At 51.8% G+C, this 17,294-nt stretch carries 12 protein-coding genes, 2 tRNA genes, 2 rRNA genes and 1 pseudogene; 7 read left to right on the top strand and 10 right to left on the bottom strand.

All coding sequences use genetic code 11. The annotated features are described in order from the left end of the window. Nucleotides 1–19: 19 nt before the first annotated feature. Entirely contained in the window at nt 20–1,060 is a 1,041-nt protein-coding gene (gene purM, locus P4S53_RS12775) for a phosphoribosylformylglycinamidine cyclo-ligase (RefSeq protein ID WP_337112958.1), read from the top strand. A gap of 3 nt (nt 1,061–1,063) precedes the next feature. After that, nucleotides 1,064–1,708, top strand: coding sequence for a phosphoribosylglycinamide formyltransferase (gene purN, locus P4S53_RS12770; protein ID WP_337112957.1), 645 nt, complete (start codon nt 1,064–1,066; stop codon nt 1,706–1,708). Nucleotides 1,709–1,773: 65 nt separating this feature from the next. On the opposite strand, the gene P4S53_RS12765 is transcribed toward purN, so the two are convergent. Then, nucleotides 1,774–2,586 carry a class II glutamine amidotransferase gene (locus tag P4S53_RS12765; RefSeq protein ID WP_337112956.1) on the bottom strand — a complete coding sequence of 271 codons (813 nt, stop codon included), beginning with the start codon at nt 2,584–2,586 and terminating at the stop codon, nt 1,774–1,776. 30 nt (nt 2,587–2,616) lie between these two features. Further along, a complete protein-coding gene (gene lpcA, locus P4S53_RS12760; protein WP_120510134.1) occupies nt 2,617–3,201 on the bottom strand; it encodes a D-sedoheptulose 7-phosphate isomerase in 585 nt (194 codons plus the stop codon). A gap of 357 nt (nt 3,202–3,558) precedes the next feature. On the opposite strand from lpcA, the pseudogene fadE reads away from it, so the two are divergent. Next, nucleotides 3,559–6,011 (top strand): annotated as a pseudogene (gene fadE, locus P4S53_RS12755) (acyl-CoA dehydrogenase FadE). 147 nt (nt 6,012–6,158) lie between these two features. Here the strand turns inward: fadE and P4S53_RS12750 are convergent. Both P4S53_RS12750 and dnaQ read right to left on the bottom strand, forming a co-directional pair. Further along, the gene (locus P4S53_RS12750) at nt 6,159–7,415 is read right to left on the bottom strand and encodes a TIGR03503 family protein (protein ID WP_337112955.1); all 1,257 of its coding nucleotides are present in this window, start codon (nt 7,413–7,415) and stop codon (nt 6,159–6,161) included. Nucleotides 7,416–7,422: 7 nt separating this feature from the next. Further along, nucleotides 7,423–8,154 (bottom strand): DNA polymerase III subunit epsilon, encoded by a 732-nt coding sequence (dnaQ, locus tag P4S53_RS12745; protein ID WP_337112954.1) that lies wholly within the window; start codon nt 8,152–8,154, stop codon nt 7,423–7,425. A 51-nt stretch (nt 8,155–8,205) separates the two neighbouring features. On the opposite strand from dnaQ, the gene rnhA reads away from it, so the two are divergent. Beyond that, entirely contained in the window at nt 8,206–8,670 is a 465-nt protein-coding gene (rnhA, locus tag P4S53_RS12740; protein ID WP_337112953.1) for a ribonuclease HI, read from the top strand. 16 nt (nt 8,671–8,686) lie between these two features. Here rnhA and P4S53_RS12735 read toward each other — a convergent pair whose 3' ends face one another. Further along, nucleotides 8,687–9,430, bottom strand: coding sequence for a methyltransferase domain-containing protein (locus tag P4S53_RS12735; protein ID WP_337112952.1), 744 nt, complete (start codon nt 9,428–9,430; stop codon nt 8,687–8,689). Between the two features lie 38 nt (nt 9,431–9,468). Between P4S53_RS12735 and gloB the strand changes: the two genes are divergently transcribed. The 3 genes from gloB (at nt 9,469) to P4S53_RS12720 (ending at nt 12,573) form a co-directional block, all read left to right on the top strand. After that, nucleotides 9,469–10,227 carry a hydroxyacylglutathione hydrolase gene (gloB, locus tag P4S53_RS12730; protein WP_337114479.1) on the top strand — a complete coding sequence of 253 codons (759 nt, stop codon included), beginning with the start codon at nt 9,469–9,471 and terminating at the stop codon, nt 10,225–10,227. Nucleotides 10,228–10,471: 244 nt separating this feature from the next. Further along, nucleotides 10,472–11,887 (top strand): LysM peptidoglycan-binding domain-containing protein, encoded by a 1,416-nt coding sequence (locus tag P4S53_RS12725; RefSeq protein ID WP_337112951.1) that lies wholly within the window; start codon nt 10,472–10,474, stop codon nt 11,885–11,887. After that, a complete protein-coding gene (locus tag P4S53_RS12720; protein WP_337112950.1) occupies nt 11,884–12,573 on the top strand; it encodes a YIP1 family protein in 690 nt (229 codons plus the stop codon). The genes P4S53_RS12725 and P4S53_RS12720 overlap by 4 nt, the downstream gene beginning before the upstream one ends. Here P4S53_RS12720 and P4S53_RS12715 read toward each other — a convergent pair. The 5 genes from P4S53_RS12715 to P4S53_RS12695 all read right to left on the bottom strand — a co-directional run bounded on the left by P4S53_RS12715 (nt 12,539) and on the right by P4S53_RS12695 (nt 17,203). After that, on the bottom strand, nt 12,539–13,396 hold the full coding sequence (locus P4S53_RS12715) for an endonuclease/exonuclease/phosphatase family protein (RefSeq protein WP_337112949.1): 858 nt from the start codon (nt 13,394–13,396) through the stop codon (nt 12,539–12,541). The genes P4S53_RS12720 and P4S53_RS12715 overlap by 35 nt on opposite strands. Nucleotides 13,397–13,738: 342 nt before the next feature. Further along, nucleotides 13,739–13,815, bottom strand: a tRNA-Trp gene (locus P4S53_RS12710). A 25-nt stretch (nt 13,816–13,840) separates the two neighbouring features. Then, nucleotides 13,841–13,917: transfer RNA gene (locus P4S53_RS12705), tRNA-Asp, on the bottom strand. Between the two features lie 41 nt (nt 13,918–13,958). Further along, nucleotides 13,959–14,074 (bottom strand): 5S ribosomal RNA (rrf, locus tag P4S53_RS12700). Between the two features lie 240 nt (nt 14,075–14,314). Beyond that, nucleotides 14,315–17,203 (bottom strand): 23S ribosomal RNA (locus P4S53_RS12695). Nucleotides 17,204–17,294 lie beyond the last annotated feature (91 nt).

The raw sequence follows: 17,294 nt of genomic DNA, 5'->3' as shown, positions 1-17,294 counted from the left end.
TAACCGGTGAGGATCTGTTGTGAGCGGTAATCATTCTTCTCTTAGTTACAAAGATGCAGGTGTCGATATTGATGCAGGGAATGCCTTGGTTGATCGAATCAAAGGTGTAGTCAAACGCACGACTCGTCCTGAAGTCATGGGTGGTCTGGGTGGATTTGGCGCCCTGTGCTCACTGCCAACCAAGTACAAAGAACCTGTACTGGTTTCTGGCACAGACGGCGTAGGAACCAAGCTGCGTCTGGCGATGGATCTGAAAAAGCACGACACCATTGGTATCGACCTGGTCGCCATGTGTGTCAACGATCTGATCGTTCAGGGTGCAGAACCACTGTTTTTCCTCGACTACTATGCCACGGGCAAGCTGGACGTGGACACGGCAGCAAGCGTCGTGAGCGGTATCGGTGAAGGTTGTGTGCAGTCTGGCTGTGCATTGATCGGTGGTGAAACGGCAGAAATGCCGGGCATGTACCATGGTGAAGATTACGACGTGGCCGGATTTTGTGTCGGTGTCGTGGAAAAATCTGAAATCATCGATGGCACCAAAGTGAAAGCAGGCGATGCACTGATTGCCGTCGCATCCAGTGGCCCTCACTCAAACGGCTATTCTCTGATCCGTAAAATCCTTGAAGTGTCACAGGCCGATCTGACTCAGGATCTGGAAGGCAAGCCATTGGCTGACCACCTGCTGGAACCCACCCGCATTTACGTGAAATCCGTACTGAAGCTGATGGAAAGCTGCGAACTGCACGCCATCTCTCACATTACCGGTGGCGGTTTCTGGGAGAATATCCCACGCGTACTGCCACAAGGTACAAAAGCGGTTATCGATGGCAAGAGCTGGGAATGGCCGGCTGTGTTCAACTGGCTGCAAACCGCGGGCAATGTGGAAACGCACGAAATGTACCGTACCTTTAACTGTGGTGTTGGCCTGGTCATCGCCTTGCCTCAGGCACAGGCAGAGCAAGCTGTTGCCCTGCTGAATGCTGAAGGTGAAAACGCCTGGCTGCTGGGAACCATTGCGGATGCTGCCGAGGGTGAAGCCCAGGTGGAGATTCGCTAAACAATGAAAAACATTGTTGTCCTCATTTCAGGCAGCGGCTCTAATTTACAGGCCATTATCGATGCCTGTGACAACGGCGTGATCGATAACGGCCGCATTGCAGCCGTTATCTCCAATAAATCGGACGCCTATGGGTTGGAGCGGGCGCGAGTAGCCGGTATTGCAACAGCCCATCTCGCTGCGAAAGATTACGCCGACCGCGACAGCTTTGATCGCGCACTGGCCGATCTCATCGATGGCTATCAACCGGACTTAGTGGTACTGGCAGGCTATATGCGTATCCTGAGTGGCGACTTTGTGCGTCACTACCAGGGTCGTATGCTGAACATCCACCCTTCCCTGCTGCCTAAGTACACCGGCCTGCACACGCACCAGCGTGCACTGGATGCCGGCGATCAAGAACACGGCACCAGTGTGCACTTTGTCACGGAAGAGTTAGACGGTGGCCCGGTCATTCTGCAAGCCAAAGTGCCGATTTTTTCTGATGATACGGCTGAAGATGTGATGGCGCGGGTTCAGCAGCAAGAGCACAGAATTTACCCATTGGTGTGTCAGTGGTTCCTACAAGGACGGGTGATCATGCAAAATGATGCCGCCTTTTTGGACGGCGAACGTCTGCCACAACAGGGTTACGCCTCAGAAGAGTGATCTTTCAGGTGCCAAATACAAGAATGCGGCTATACAGCCGCATTTTTTATATCCAGGGAACAAGATTAACTCGGTGACGGCGGGGGATCTTCCGGTACATCCAGCACGCGCTTATTGATCAGTTCGCCATAGTGGAATACCGCAAATTCACCCGTTGCCATTTTGTGCCAGCGCTCATCATTGGTCAGCGGCTGAGTGGCAATCACAGTCACCACATCATTCGGTGTGGTCTCTTTCTGAAAATCAATAGTGACATCTTCATCAATCAGCGAGGCTTTACCAAAAGGTGCCCGTCGGGTGATCCAGTGCAGGTTATTTGTACAGTAAGCCAGTACAAACTCACCATCACTGAGCAGCATGTTGTATACGCCGAGCTTCCTCAGCTCATCGCAACACTCAGCCACCACCTCAAAGATCTGGCTCCAGTCATCCGGTGGCTGGGGAAATTTGCTGTCAATCTGATTCATCAACCAACAAAAGGCAATTTCGCTGTCTGTATCTCCGACGGATTGAAAGCGCCCCGCTTCCAGGGTTTCATATCCTGTCAGCTGGCCATTATGAGCGAAGGTCCAATAACGTCCCCATAGCTCACGGGTAAAGGGATGGGTATTTTCCAGACACACCCCACCCCGGTTCGCCTGCCTGATATGGCTGATCACCGCACAGCTTTTAATCGGGTACTGTTGCACCAGCTCAGCAATTTTAGAATGGCAACTGGGTTTAGGATCTTTGAATGTACGAAACCCTTTACCCTCATAGAAGGTAATGCCCCAGCCATCTGCATGCGGGCCGGTTCGCCCACCGCGTTGCATCAGACCGGTGAAACTGAAACAAATATCAGTCGGTACGTTGGCACTCATGCCAAGCAATTCACACATGTTTCCTTATTCCTCAGTCAGGCTGCCGAATTACTCGGCCCCTTCCATTTCCTTTTCAACCAGCATGATCAAAATATGGATGATCTTAATGTGGATTTCCTGAATGCGATCAGCATAACCAAAATGCGGCACACGAATTTCCACATCCGCAATCCCGGCCATTTTGCCGCCGTCTTTGCCTGTCAGCGCAATCACTTTCATGCCTTTCGCTTTTGCCGCTTCGATGGCCTTCAAAATATTCGCTGAATTGCCGGACGTTGATAGTCCAAACAGCACATCACCTTTCGCACCAACCGCTTCCAGGTAACGGGAAAATACATATTCATAGCCAAAATCGTTACTGACACAAGACAGATGGCTTGGATCAGAGATTGCAATGCCCGGATAGCCAGGACGGTTATCCCGGTAACGACCAGTCAGTTCTTCAGCAAAGTGCATCGCATCACAGTGCGAGCCGCCATTGCCGCAGGACAAAACCTTACCACCTTGTTTGAAAGAATCTGCCAGCAGCTTTGCGGCAGCCTGAATATCTGCCAGATTTTTTTCATCGCTGATGAATCGGTTGAGAACGTCCGCCGCTTCAGTCAGTTCGGCACGAATGAGATCTTGGTACATAGGCTTTTCTCTGTGATTTGTTGTGTAAAGCAAGGTATTCCCTGCCGGATTTGCCCTGACAGGCAGTTTACCCACAAACACTAGGAAGTGTCGACTGACCGGGCAGCAATTGCAGTGATTTTCCCCTCATATCAGTGTCCCGGCGAACAAGGAAACCGATTCCCTGCCACTTTGACCGCTTTTTTGTCGCCCCTACTCTCCAATGACGATGAGAAGCTACTCAGCAAAATCAAAAAAAGATTTTTACATTTCGCTAAAGATTACCTTACAATCAAATCAAGTGGTATGACCTCTTACCCGAATACAAAACTCATTAAAAATACCCTAAGGGAATATCCCTGATAAGGAGAAGAAAGAATGGCTACACTTGTGTACCTGCTGGGGTTGTTGGTGATAACCGGAGTGCTCGCTTATCACAGAGCCAGCCTCAGAACCTTCACCCTTGTTTTCGCTGTAGCGCTTGCTATCGGTACCCTGCTGGATATCACCGGCGAATACAGCTGGCTGGCGTTTCTGATCATCGCATTGCCGCTGAATCTGCAGGCAATCCGTCAGAAATTACTCAGCAAACCCGCCCTGAAAGCCTTCAAAGGCGTGATGCCGGAAATGTCGCGGACAGAAAAAGAAGCGATCGACGCCGGCACTGTGTGGTGGGAAGCGGATCTGTTTCGCGGCGCGCCTGACTGGAACAAGCTGCATGATATTCCTGCACCACGCCTGAGTGCAGAAGAGAAAGCCTTCCTGGAAGGCCCGGTCAATGAAGTCTGCCGCATGGTCAATGACTTTGAAGTCACTCATGACATGGCCGATCTCCCTCCGGAAGTCTGGCAATACCTGAAAGACAAGAAATTCTTTGCCATGATCATCAAAAAAGAGTTTGGTGGTCTGGAGTTTTCAGCTTATGCGCAATCCCTGGTGCTGCAAAAGCTGTCCAGTGTGTCTATGGTGATGTCATCAACCGTTGGCGTGCCTAACTCATTAGGTCCGGGTGAGCTGCTGCAACACTACGGTACAGAAGAGCAAAAAATCATTACCTTCCTCGCCTTGCGGCAGGCAAAGAAATTCCCTGTTTTGCGCTGACCAGTCCGGAAGCAGGCTCTGATGCCGGCGCGATTCCAGATTTCGGTATTGTCAAAAAAGGCCAGTGGCAGGGCGAAGAAATCCTGGGGATGGAGCTGACCTGGAACAAGCGTTATATCACGCTGGCTCCGGTGGCCACGGTTCTGGGCCTGGCTTTCAAGCTGTACGATCCAGAGCATTTGATGGGCGATGAAGAAGAGCTGGGGATCACCTGTGCCCTGATCCCGACGCATTTAGACGGCGTGAAGATCGGTCGCCGCCACTTCCCGCTCAACGTACCGTTCCAGAATGGTCCGACTCAGGGCGATAAAATCTTCGTTCCGCTGAGCTACATCATTGGTGGTCAGGAAATGGCGGGGCAAGGCTGGCGTATGCTGGTGGAATGCCTGTCGGTTGGTCGCGGTATCACACTGCCATCAAACACCACAGGAGGCCTGAAAACAACAGCCCTGGCAACCGGTGCTTACTCGCGTATCCGTCGTCAGTTCAAGCTGCCTATCGGTAAGATGGAAGGGATTGAAGAGCCGCTGGCACGTATTGCCGGTAATGCCTATGTACTGGACGCTGCCAGCAGCCTGACGGTCTCCGGTATTGATCTCGGTGAAAAACCGTCGGTTATTTCGGCTATCGTGAAATACCATTGTACTCACCGCAGCCAGCGCGGCATCATCGACGCGATGGACATCATCGGCGGTAAGGGCATCTGCCTGGGCCCAAGCAACTTCCTGGCTCGGGGCTATCAGGGCGCACCGATCGCGATCACCGTGGAAGGCGCCAATATCCTGACCCGCTCCATGATTATCTACGGTCAGGGTGCCATTCGCTGTCATCCTTATGTGCTGACAGAAATGAACGCCGCCTACAACGAAGACCAGCGCCAGGCACTGATCGACTTTGACGATGCGCTGTTTGGGCATATTGGCTTTGTGATCAGTAATTTGATGCGCTCATTCTGGCTGGGTCTGACCGACGGTCGCGGCTCTTCCTCACCACGTAAAGACGCCACTAAACGTTATTACCAGCAATTGAACCGCTACAGTGCCAACATGGCTTTGCTGTCTGATATGTCCATGGCTGTTCTGGGTGGCTCACTGAAGCGTAAAGAGCGCCTGTCGGCACGCCTGGGGGATATCCTGAGCCAGCTATATCTGGCCTCTGCGACCCTGAAACGTTATGCCGATGACGGCAGTAAGCAAGAAGATCTGCCGCTGGTTCACTGGGGCCTGCAGGATGCGTTGTATCAGACCGAGCAAGCCATCGACCAGTTCCTGCGTAACTTCCCTAACCGTGCTGTTGCCGGGCTGCTGCGCGTGCTGATCTTGCCGCGTGGGCTGTCTCGGGTTCAACCCAGCGACAAACTGGATCACAAGCTGGCTGTGATGCTGCAAACACCGTGTGAAACCCGTGACCGGTTAGGCCGCGGCCAGTTCCTGGAAGCCATTGAGACGAACCCGGCGGGTATGATGGAAGAAGCGCTGAAAGACATTCTGGCTGCTGAACCTTTATACGACCGTGTGTGTCAGGCTGCAGGTAAAAAACTGCCGTTTATGCAGCTGGATCAAGTGGCTGACACCGGCCTGGCGCTGAAGGCGATAAACGAAGATGAAGCTGAACTGCTGCGACGTGCTGAAGCGGGTCGTCTGCGCACCATCAATGTGGATGACTTCGACCCCCAGCGTTTAGTCGCAGGCGTGGCTGATACGCAGAAAGACATTGAGAATGCAGCGTAACGATTTGCTTATGTAACTGCCTGCTTGCGTAAACGCATCTGCTTGTTTTAAGCACAAACCAAAAGGGAAGCATTCCGCTTCCCTTTTTCTTTTTCTCTGATTTGTTCAGCCTGATACCCAGTTCAGAATTCACCGCGCCTGACGCGACTAAACTTTTACATCCGGCGGTATTTCTAATTTAGGCGCTTCCGGCTCTGCTTCAACCGATCTTGTTCGCCTTTTTCTCAGCATCACAAATACCAGCGCCATCAATATCATCACCCCGTTACCGGCCAGAATCATTTTCCATGCCTGACTGCGGGCGGCCAGTTGCTCTTCAAGTCGCTGTTTTTCAGCTTCAAGCCGGGCTTTTTCCTCTTGCCGGGCACGGTACTCTGCCAGGTTTTGATCTAATTGCAGAACCGATGTAATCGCAAAATGGCGTTTCTCTAACGGGAAAACCAACGGCCGCTGTTTATAGGTGTCCGTTGCATATACCCAGCCGGACCAGGCATAACTGCCAGGCTGGTGCAAATGAGGAACGGCAACCTCCAGATTGGTTGACTCAGGCTGAGACTGTTCCTGGCTGATCGTCACGCTGCCATCCGGGGCTTCCTGCTCGACATGTACCGACACAGAGCCCGGTTCAATCATGCCTTCATCAGAGGTCACCACCAATTGATGGGAATCTTCCTGCGCTCTCGCCTGAATAAAGGTCGATAAGACAGGTGGCGGGTAAACCATCACCTGCTGCTCATGAGTCCGGAGAAAAATGCCATTGCCTGAAGTGATATTCACCCGGTATCGACCCGGCTGGATATGTACCGGCAGGGCGACAGTGAATACACCGTCTCCGGGAGCTTCATCAAGATTCAGCCCATCATCGGCAAACTCGCCCAATGACAGAGGGGTGGGCAAAGCATCTTCAGATTGCGTTTCAGGCTCGTCCACATATTCAAAGAAGTTCACCGACATCTTGACGCTGTCGAGAAAATCCCTGTCAGTGAGCAGCTCTCCATCTTGGGTCAGGCGAGCGGTGAATTTGTAAGATTCGCTCTGATACAATCTTTCCGGCAACGGCGCCACATCCAGCTTGAGGTTGGAAAGCACCTTGATCTGATTCTTATCACTGACCCGGCCAACCGCCTGCCAGGGGCCCGGCATCGGGTTTTCAATGGTGATGATGTCCCTGTCCGGTTCTTCGTGCCAGGCGACATTATCCGGATGCCGCCACGGATAATATTTCACCCCGTCCGGCCTGACCAAGACCACATTCTGGTTCTCGGTTTCTCTTTCTACCACGAAGGCCACTTGCTTGATGGTAGGATCAACCCGGAATCGGTTGTCCAGCCAGGACGCGGCCTGCACGCTTTGCGTACCAAGCAGCACCGGGATCAATGTAGACAGTAACGCTAGCCTTCGCATGCTTCTCCTATCGACGCCAGAGTGTGACGTCACCTTTTTTCTCGATGATATCTAAACGCGCTTCATGCGCATCTAGTTCATCGGCAGAAGCACGAATAATCTTTAATGTTTTCCTTCCCGAGGCAAGACGCCGTATCCCGCTTTCTGCACCACTGTCACTTTCTTCACCGGCGGCATTGAGGGCCAGCGAAGTCTGCCCGCCCGTCATCATCAGATAAACGTCGGCCAGGATCTCAGCATCGAGCAAAGCGCCGTGCAGTGTACGGTGCGAGTTATCAATACCGTAACGCGAACACAGTATGTCCAGATTATTACGTTTGCCCGGGAAGATCTTCTTCGCCATGTCCAGGGTATCGGTCACCGAACAGAAATCGGTGGTTTTTCCGATTGATGGATTCAGCTTCCTGAACTCATAATCCATGAAACCGATATCAAAGGGCGCGTTATGAGCGACCAGCTCAGCACCGCGGATAAAATCCATAAACTCGTGATGAATGTCTGCATAGGTCGGCTTATCACGCAGAAAATCATCCGTAATACCATGAACAGCGACGGCTTCAGGATCAATCGGACGATCCGGTTTGATGTAGACGTGGAAGGTCCGCCCGGTGAATTTTCGGTTGATGATTTCCACTGCACCGATTTCAACGATGCGATGCCCTTCATAGTGAGGGCCGGTCATATTCATACCTGTGGTTTCGGTATCAAATACAATTATGCGTTCATTGGTGGCTTTCATAGTATCGGTTATGTCAGACTAGAGTTTTAATAAAGATGAATACTACCAAAGATGACCAAGCAGGTAGAGATTTTCACCGACGGTTCTTGCCTCGGCAATCCTGGCCCAGGCGGCTATGGCACAATTTTACGTTATAAAGGCCATGTCAAAGAGCTCAATGATGGCTTCTTCATGACCACCAATAATCGCATGGAACTGTTAGCAGCCATAGTCGGACTGGCCAGCCTCAAAGAATCTTGCGACGTTGATTTGACCACGGATAGCCAATATGTGCGTCAGGGTATCACACAGTGGATCCACAACTGGAAAAAGCGCGGCTGGAAAACGGCTGATAAAAAGCCGGTCAAAAATGCGGATCTGTGGCAACAGCTAGAGCAGGAAACGCAACGCCATCAAGTGCGCTGGCACTGGGTAAAAGGCCATGCCGGCCATCCCGAAAATGAACGTTGCGATGAGCTGGCCCGCCAGGCGGCCGAATCACCCACGAAAGACGATACCGGTTACCAGGAAAGCTGACAGCTCTCAGCCGGTTTTATCCCGACTGCTTCTTGTTCACCTGAGTGCGGCAATTCACACTGATTGGCGTGAGTTGTCGCCGCAGCTTCCAGCTTGGCTTGATCGGCTTGAGTGGAAAGGTTCGCTTTCTGGCCACAATCAGATAAATCCCACCAATGCCAGAGAAAGAACCCGACAGCATGCTCTCTGCCCAGGCAGAAAACGCCGGATATCGGGTGGGCGGTAAAATCGCCAGATTTTCATGAAACACCACTTCGTAATTCAATACCCCCAGCCAGTCTTTGACCCGGATAGGCATGAACATACGTCCCGACCAAGGCGCACGTTTCCGGTTCCAGGGCAGCAGCCCCCGCATACCGTGCAAGCTCAGTGGATTATAACCGGTGATCAGCAGATAGCCGTCATCGACCAGCACCCGGTCAACTTCCCGAAGCAAAGAATGGGGATCACCACAGAAATCCAGCTGATGTGCTAACACACAGGCATCAAAGGATTTTTCCAGAAAAGGTAATGCCATCGGATCGGCTTCAAGATTCCGAAGCGGATTATCGCGATCAATACAAACCTGATGGCGGATGTTACAATGGCCACTGACGAATTCGCAGCTCAGGCCGCCCAACTTCAGCATGTGGTAGCCAAAGAGTCTCGGCCACCATTCATCCAGCTGAGCCTGAAGCATTTGTGCCGCCCATTCTCCCTGAACCAGCTGAGACCAGGAATAGGGTGTGTCGATTTCTTTTATCGTGCGGGCTGGCTTCATAAATGATGACTCACACATCAAGGACTGGAGACAATTTCATGCTAACTATTAAGAGCATACCTGCATTTAACGACAATTACATCTGGCTAATTCAAGGACCGGATAATCGCTGTGTTGTTGTTGACCCGGGCGACGCCACTCCTGTTCTGGATTGCTTAACCACCAACCATCTGACCCTTGAAGCTATCCTGATTACCCATCACCATCATGATCATGTTGGCGGCATCAGTGAACTGAAGCGAGCTTTCCCTTCTTGCAAGATAGTCGGCCCTGGCGCTGAAGCCATTCCCGGATTGACGCAATCTGTCGAAGATGGCGATCAGGTCGATATTTTCGGCGAACGTTTCATGGTGCTGGGCTTGCCCGGCCATACCTCGGGACATATTGCCTACGTTGGCGATGGCAAGCTTTTCTGCGGCGACACATTGTTCTCGGCAGGCTGTGGCCGTCTTTTTGAAGGCACGGCAGCGCAGATGTACAATTCGTTACAAAAATTAACCGCATTGCCCGACGAAACAGAAGTTTTCTGTGCACATGAATATACCAGTAGTAACCTGGCCTTTGCGTTAGTTGCAGAGCAGGATAATCCTCACCTGCAGCGTTACCGTGAAGAGGTCAGTCAGCGACGCGCCAGAGGAATAAGCACGATTCCAACGACGTTAGGGCTGGAAAAACGCGTGAATCCGTTTTTGCGTTGTGATCAGCCAAGTATCAAAAAAGCTGTTTCAGATAAAGCGGTTAACGACAGTGACCTGGAAACCTTCGCCGCCCTCAGACGCTGGAAGGACAATTTTTGAAGGACGGTCACTTGTAACCAGCACCTTTCGCCAAGTATTATCACCTGCGATTTTGGCTAAAGGCAGGTTACATGAAATCCCGATTTTTTTAGCGAGTGCGCTGCTTCTGGCTGGTTGCCAAATAACAGGAAATTCTCAACAAGAGCCTGTGGCAACTAATCAGGAAAGTTCAGCTGCAGCGCAAAATAATAACAATACAGATACAGGCACAACAGACAAGTCAGCGACCGCATTGGATACATCAATGGCTGCTGTTGAGCCGCCGGTACCTGTGGTTACACCACAGGAACAGGATGATGCATGGCAACGCATTGCCATGCAACTCAAGCTCGATGTCCCGGATAACAAACGTGTCAATTACTACCGCAACTGGTATCTTCGCCACCCCGGGCATCTCACTATTGTCGCTTCACGTGCAGAACCCTTCCTCTACCACATTACTGACGCCGTCGAAAAACGGGGCATGCCACTCGAATTGGTACTGCTGCCTATCGTAGAAAGTTCATTTGACCAGTTTGCCTATTCCCATGGCCGCGCGGCCGGTTTGTGGCAAATCATCCCGGGCACAGGCCGCCAGTTTGGCCTGAAGCAAAACTGGTGGTATGACGGTCGCCGTGATGTCGTTCAGTCAACCGAAGCAGCTCTTGACCTGCTTGAGTACCTCAACCGCCGTTTCGATGGTAACTGGCTTCATGCACTTGCCGCTTATAACTCAGGAGAAGGTCGAGTATTCCGGGCAATTCGTGAAAATAAGAAAGCCGGTAAACCGACAGACTTCTGGTCACTGGATCTGCCGGAAGAAACCAGCGGATACGTTCCCAAGCTGCTGGCAGTCGCTGACATCGTCCGTCATCAAAGCAAATATGGCGTCGATATTCCTTTCATTGCCAATGAACCTGCGGTAGAAACCGTCGATCCAAACACTCAGATGGATTTGGCGATGGCCGCCAAATATGCAGGACTTTCTCTTTCAGAGCTGAAATCGCTCAATCCTGCTTATAATCAGTGGGCAACAGCCCCCGAAGGTCAAACGCACCTCCTGCTACCGGTCGCGAATGTCGCGACTTTCAATCAATCCTTTGAAGCCAATGGCCGGCAGGGCATGAAAGTCGTCCGCTATCAGGTCAAAGCCGGAGACAGCCTGAGCGTGCTGGCCAAAAAGCACCATACCTCGGTTGATCTCATTCAACGGGCGAACAAAATGGCAGGTTCAGGCATCAGAGCGGGTAAGTATATTTTGATCCCTGTTGCTATGAATGGTGAAAATGCGTTCCCAAGCTTGACCGAAGTTCGCTCCCAGGTCAGCCACGGCAGCGGATACCGCACGATTTACAAGGTGGAGTCCGGTGACAGTTTGTGGACTATCGCGAAAAAGCAGAAAGTCAGTATTAAAGAGCTGATGAAGTGGAACGGCTTAAGCAAGCAATCAACGCTTCGCGTCGGACAGAAGCTGAACATCTGGAAAACCAGTCAAAACGGCGGTGTGATCAGAACGGTGTACTATGAAGTCCGTACCGGCGACAACCTCAGTGCTATCGCTGATCGTTTCAATGTGAAATTGGCAGATGTGATTAAATGGAATCAGTTGGGTAGTCAGAAGTACCTCAAGCCGGGCCAGAAACTGAAGCTGTTTGTCGATGTCACTAAGGTGAGCGTATGATGCCGTCCAGCAATCCATTTATCGCTTTACTGGACTTGTTTCGCTCCCCGGTAGATTGCTTCACCGCACTGCATCAGCGCCCCAAATGGGCGCTGTTACCTTATCTGCTATTGATACTCACCCCCTTTGGTTTATGGGGCAGTTACTTTAATCAGGTCGATCTGGCTTGGCTGCAGGACACACTTCGCAACCAGTTACCCCTGTTGACCGAAGAAAATCAGCTTAACTGGCTGTCACGGGAAGTACTGCTGGCCGGAGAAGTGTTCAGTGATATTTTCGGTCGCACTGCCAGCCTCTTGCTACTGGTGCTGTGGTTGAACCTGGCGACCAAGAACAGCAAAGCGCCACAAAGTTTCGGCAAGTGGTTGGCTGCGAGCTGCTTTATTATGCTGCCAACTCTGATCGGTGATCTGGCCAGCTATCTGAATGTGTTATTCAACCCATCGCAAGTACTGCCAAACGCCGCTGATTTGAACAGCCTGAACGCTTTCATCAAACTGCCAATGAATCATCCCTGGGCCGCTTTTGCCTCCAGCATTCCATTGCTTGCGCCTTGGTATATTGCGCTTAGCTATATAGCTGTCAGCCTGTGGTGCGGTATTGAACGAGCCAAAGCCATTGTGATTGCAGCATTACCTTGGCTGCTGGTCGCTACTGTTTGGCCCCTTTTGATTCTAACAGCCTGAAGCGGGCAATGATTGGGTGGTGGTCTGAGGCATCGGTTCCCGGTGCCTCTGCCTGTTCCAGCCTCAGGCCACGGTAGAATAAATGATCAAGCGGCCAACCGAAGATTCTGGTGCGCAGATCTTTGTCCATTGTCACCTCGTTAAGTGATAACTGTTCAGCGAACTCTTCAACCACGGTCATCCGCTCCTCGCGCCAGGTATTGAAATCACCGGCCACGATCACAGGGCCTTCAGCCTTACCAACCTGACTCGCTAATGCTGCAAACTGCGCCCGATACTCATCCACCCCCCAAGCAAAATTAATTCCATGCAAATTCACCACAGTGAGGGTTGAACCATCTGATAAAGGGTATCTCGACAACAATGCGGATTTAGGTAAACGCAGCCAGGGCTCCACCGCCAGATAAGCACAGGTCTTTTCTGCCTTTTCCCGTGACAAGTTCATTACCCCCGCAGGTGTATCCAAAAAGGTAAAAGCATTTGCCATTGTCACCTGCCAGCGACTTTCTTGCAGGTACAGGCCTAGCTCCTGAGTTAATTTCGCCTCTTGTAACAGGACTAAGTCACTGTCTGCACTAAACCCGACAAGAGCCTGATGCCAGCTATCTCGCTGCTGCTTGTAAATATTCCAGACCGTAATATTTATCGCACCATTTTTATCTATCGGCGCTGCTGGCGTATTTTCCACACAACGAATACTGTACTGGCGAACTTGTGAGCCAGAGGCGACTTCAGGCTGCTCTGGTACATTGAAAGCCAGATATGTGCCACTCACGACCACCGCCATCACAAACAAAGCCAAGTAACTCAATTTTTTCAGCATCAGTACACCTTTTGGCTCGATTGATCACATTGCTCAGCAATGTCGTTATATTATCAGTCGGCTAGCTTCAGACATACCCTAAGTGAAGCCGTTGCAAAGCCGATAACGAGGCCATTGAAAAATGGCATAGGATGACGGACGATCGGACTGGCGCCTCAGCCGCCGACCTCAGCGCAACGCGCTGACCTTCTGAAACAACAAAGCCCCGTCCGGAGACGAGACTTTTGAAAAATGGCATAGGATGACGGACGATCGGACTGGCGCCCCAGCCGCCGACATCAGCGCAACGAGCTGACCTTCAGAAACAACAAAGCCCCGTCCGGAGACGAGGCTTTTGAAAAGTGGCAGGGGATGACGGATTCGAACCGCCGACATTCGGTTTTGGAGACCGACGTTCTACCGGGCTGAACTAATCCCCTGCAGAGCTATTTCTAGCTGAAGAAGTGGCGGAGCGGACGGGACTCGAACCCGCGACCCCCGGCGTGACAGGCCGGTATTCTAACCAACTGAACTACCGCTCCACACGGCCGAAACCAGATTGACTCTGATTTCTAAATAGGGAGCCTGGCGATGTCCTACTCTCACATGGGGAGACCCCACACTACCATCGGCGCTGCTGCGTTTCACGTCTGAGTTCGGCATGGGATCAGGTGGGTCCGCAACGCTATGGTCGCCAAGCAAATTCTGTTTGAAAATATCCCGCTGGTTATAAAGCCCGCTATCAGCGTTAAGTTGCTCTCTCGTTCGGTTATTTAGCGAACTAAACTCCCTCTCTCGACTCACAACTTGCCTTGCTATCGAACTTTATCCCGGCGCTACCTGAGCAGATGGGATATTTTCACAATTCCGGAAAGTAACTAGTGTTCTCAGCACATCATTCAAGTGCTTATGGAGTCCGTAAAACCCCTTGGGTGTTGTATGGTTAAGCCTCACGGGCAATTAGTACAGGTTAGCTGAGCGCCTCACAACGCTTACACACCCTGCCTATCAACGTTCTAGTCTCGAACAGCCCTTCAGGAGGCTTGAAGCCTCAGGGATGACTCATCTCAGGGCTCGCTTCCCGCTTAGATGCTTTCAGCGGTTATCGATGCCGAACTTAGCTACCGGGCAATGCGTCTGGCGACACAACCCGAACACCAGCGGTTCGTTCACTCCGGTCCTCTCGTACTAGGAGCAACTCCCTTCAATCATCCAGCGCCCACGGCAGATAGGGACCGAACTGTCTCACGACGTTCTAAACCCAGCTCGCGTACCACTTTAAATGGCGAACAGCCATACCCTTGGGACCGACTTCAGCCCCAGGATGTGATGAGCCGACATCGAGGTGCCAAACACCGCCGTCGATATGAACTCTTGGGCGGTATCAGCCTGTTATCCCCGGAGTACCTTTTATCCGTTGAGCGATGGCCCTTCCATTCAGAACCACCGGATCACTATGACCTGCTTTCGCACCTGCTCGAACCGTCATTCTCGCAGTTAAGCGGGCTTATGCCATTGCACTAACCTCACGATGTCCGACCGTGATTAGCCCACCTTCGTGCTCCTCCGTTACGCTTTGGGAGGAGACCGCCCCAGTCAAACTACCCACCAGGCACTGTCCGCACCCCGGATAACGGGGCGACGTTAGAACATCAACACGACAAGGGTGGTATTTCAAGGACGGCTCCACAGATACTGGCGTACCTGCTTCGAAGCCTCCCACCTATCCTACACATGTAGGGTCAATGTTCAGTGCCAAGCTGTAGTAAAGGTTCACGGGGTCTTTCCGTCTAGCCGCGGGTACGCAGCATCTTCACTGCGATTTCAATTTCACTGAGTCTCGGGTGGAGACAGCGTGGCCATCATTACGCCATTCGTGCAGGTCGGAACTTACCCGACAAGGAATTTCGCTACCTTAGGACCGTTATAGTTACGGCCGCCGTTTACCGGGGCTTCGATCAAGAGCTTCTCCGAAGATAACCCCATCAATTAACCTTCCGGCACCGGGCAGGCGTCACACCGTATACGTCATCTTTCGATTTTGCACAGTGCTGTGTTTTTAATAAACAGTTGCAGCCACCTGGTATCTGCGACTCTCAGCAGCTCCATCCGCGAGGGACTTCACCGCCAAGAGCGTACCTTCTCCCGAAGTTACGGTACCATTTTGCCTAGTTCCTTCACCCGAGTTCTCTCAAGCGCCTTGGTATTCTCTACCCGACCACCTGTGTCGGTTTGGGGTACGATTGCTTATTATCTGAAGCTTAGAGGCTTTTCCCGGAAGCATGGCATCAATGACTTCATCACCGTGGTGACTCGACATCGGGTCTCAGCCTTAGTGCAGAACCGGATTTGCCTAATTCTGCAGCCTACACCCTTGAACCAGGACAACCGTCGCCTGGCCCACCTAGCCTTCTCCGTCCCCCCATCGCAATAATAAGCAGTACGGGAATATTAACCCGTTTCCCATCGACTACGCCTTTCGGCCTCGCCTTAGGGGTCGACTTACCCTGCCCCGATTAACGTTGGACAGGAACCCTTGGTCTTCCGGCGAGGGGGTTTTCACCCCCTTTGTCGTTACTCATGTCAGCATTCGCACTTCTGATACGTCCAGCATGCCTTACAGCACACCTTCAACCGCTTACAGAACGCTCCCCTACCCAATACGATAAATCGCATTGCCGCAGCTTCGGTGTATCACTTAGCCCCGTTAAATCTTCCGCGCAGGCCGACTCGACCAGTGAGCTATTACGCTTTCTTTAAATGATGGCTGCTTCTAAGCCAACATCCTGGCTGTCTGAGCCTTCCCACATCGTTTCCCACTTAGTGATACTTTGGGACCTTAGCTGGCGGTCTGGGTTGTTTCCCTCTCCACGACGGACGTTAGCACCCGCCGTGTGTCTCCCGGATAGTACTTACTGGTATTCGGAGTTTGCAAAGGGTTGGTAAGTCGGGATGACCCCCTAGCCTTAACAGTGCTCTACCCCCAGTAGTATTCGTCCGAGGCGCTACCTAAATAGCTTTCGGGGAGAACCAGCTATCTCCAGGTTTGATTGGCCTTTCACCCCTAGCCACAAGTCATCCGCTAATTTTTCAACATTAGTCGGTTCGGTCCTCCAGTAAGTGTTACCTCACCTTCAACCTGCCCATGGCTAGATCACCTGGTTTCGGGTCTAATCCCAGCAACTGTACGCCCAGTTAAGACTCGGTTTCCCTACGGCTCCCCTATACGGTTAACCTTGCTACTGAAATTAAGTCGCTGACCCATTATACAAAAGGTACGCAGTCACACCACGAAGGTGCTCCTACTGCTTGTACGTACACGGTTTCAGGTTCTTTTTCACTCCCCTCACAGGGGTTCTTTTCGCCTTTCCCTCACGGTACTGGTTCACTATCGGTCAGTCAGGAGTATTTAGCCTTGGAGGATGGTCCCCCCATGTTCAGACAGGATAACACGTGTCCCGTCCTACTCGTTTTCACGCTTAAAGCATCGTCGGTTACGGGGCTGTCACCCTGTATCGCGGCCCTTTCCAGGGACCTTCACCTGACACTAAAAACGCTTAAGGGCTAATCCGGTTTCGCTCGCCGCTACTGCCGGAATCTCGGTTGATTTCTCTTCCTCGGGGTACTTAGATGTTTCAGTTCCCCCGGTTCGCCTCACCAGGCTATGTATTCACCTGATGATAACTGCTTATGCAGCTGGGTTTCCCCATTCGGAAATCGGTGACTCAAGTGGCTCTTACTGCCTCATCACCGCTTATCGCAAGTTAGTACGTCCTTCATCGCCTCTGACTGCCCAGGCATCCACCGTGTACGCTTAGTCACTTAACCATACAACCCCAAGAGGTTTCGTATGTTCAAACAACCAAGGTTGTGTCTCTGACAAAGAGACAATTGGTTTATTCGCCGGACTCATGTTGTC

The sequence above is a fragment of the Photobacterium sp. Hal280 genome (genome assembly GCF_037162255.1).
GTDB lineage: Bacteria > Pseudomonadota > Gammaproteobacteria > Enterobacterales > Vibrionaceae > Photobacterium.
The sequence above is the reverse complement of the archived record's forward strand: the minus strand, read 5'-3'. Positions and strand labels throughout refer to the sequence as shown.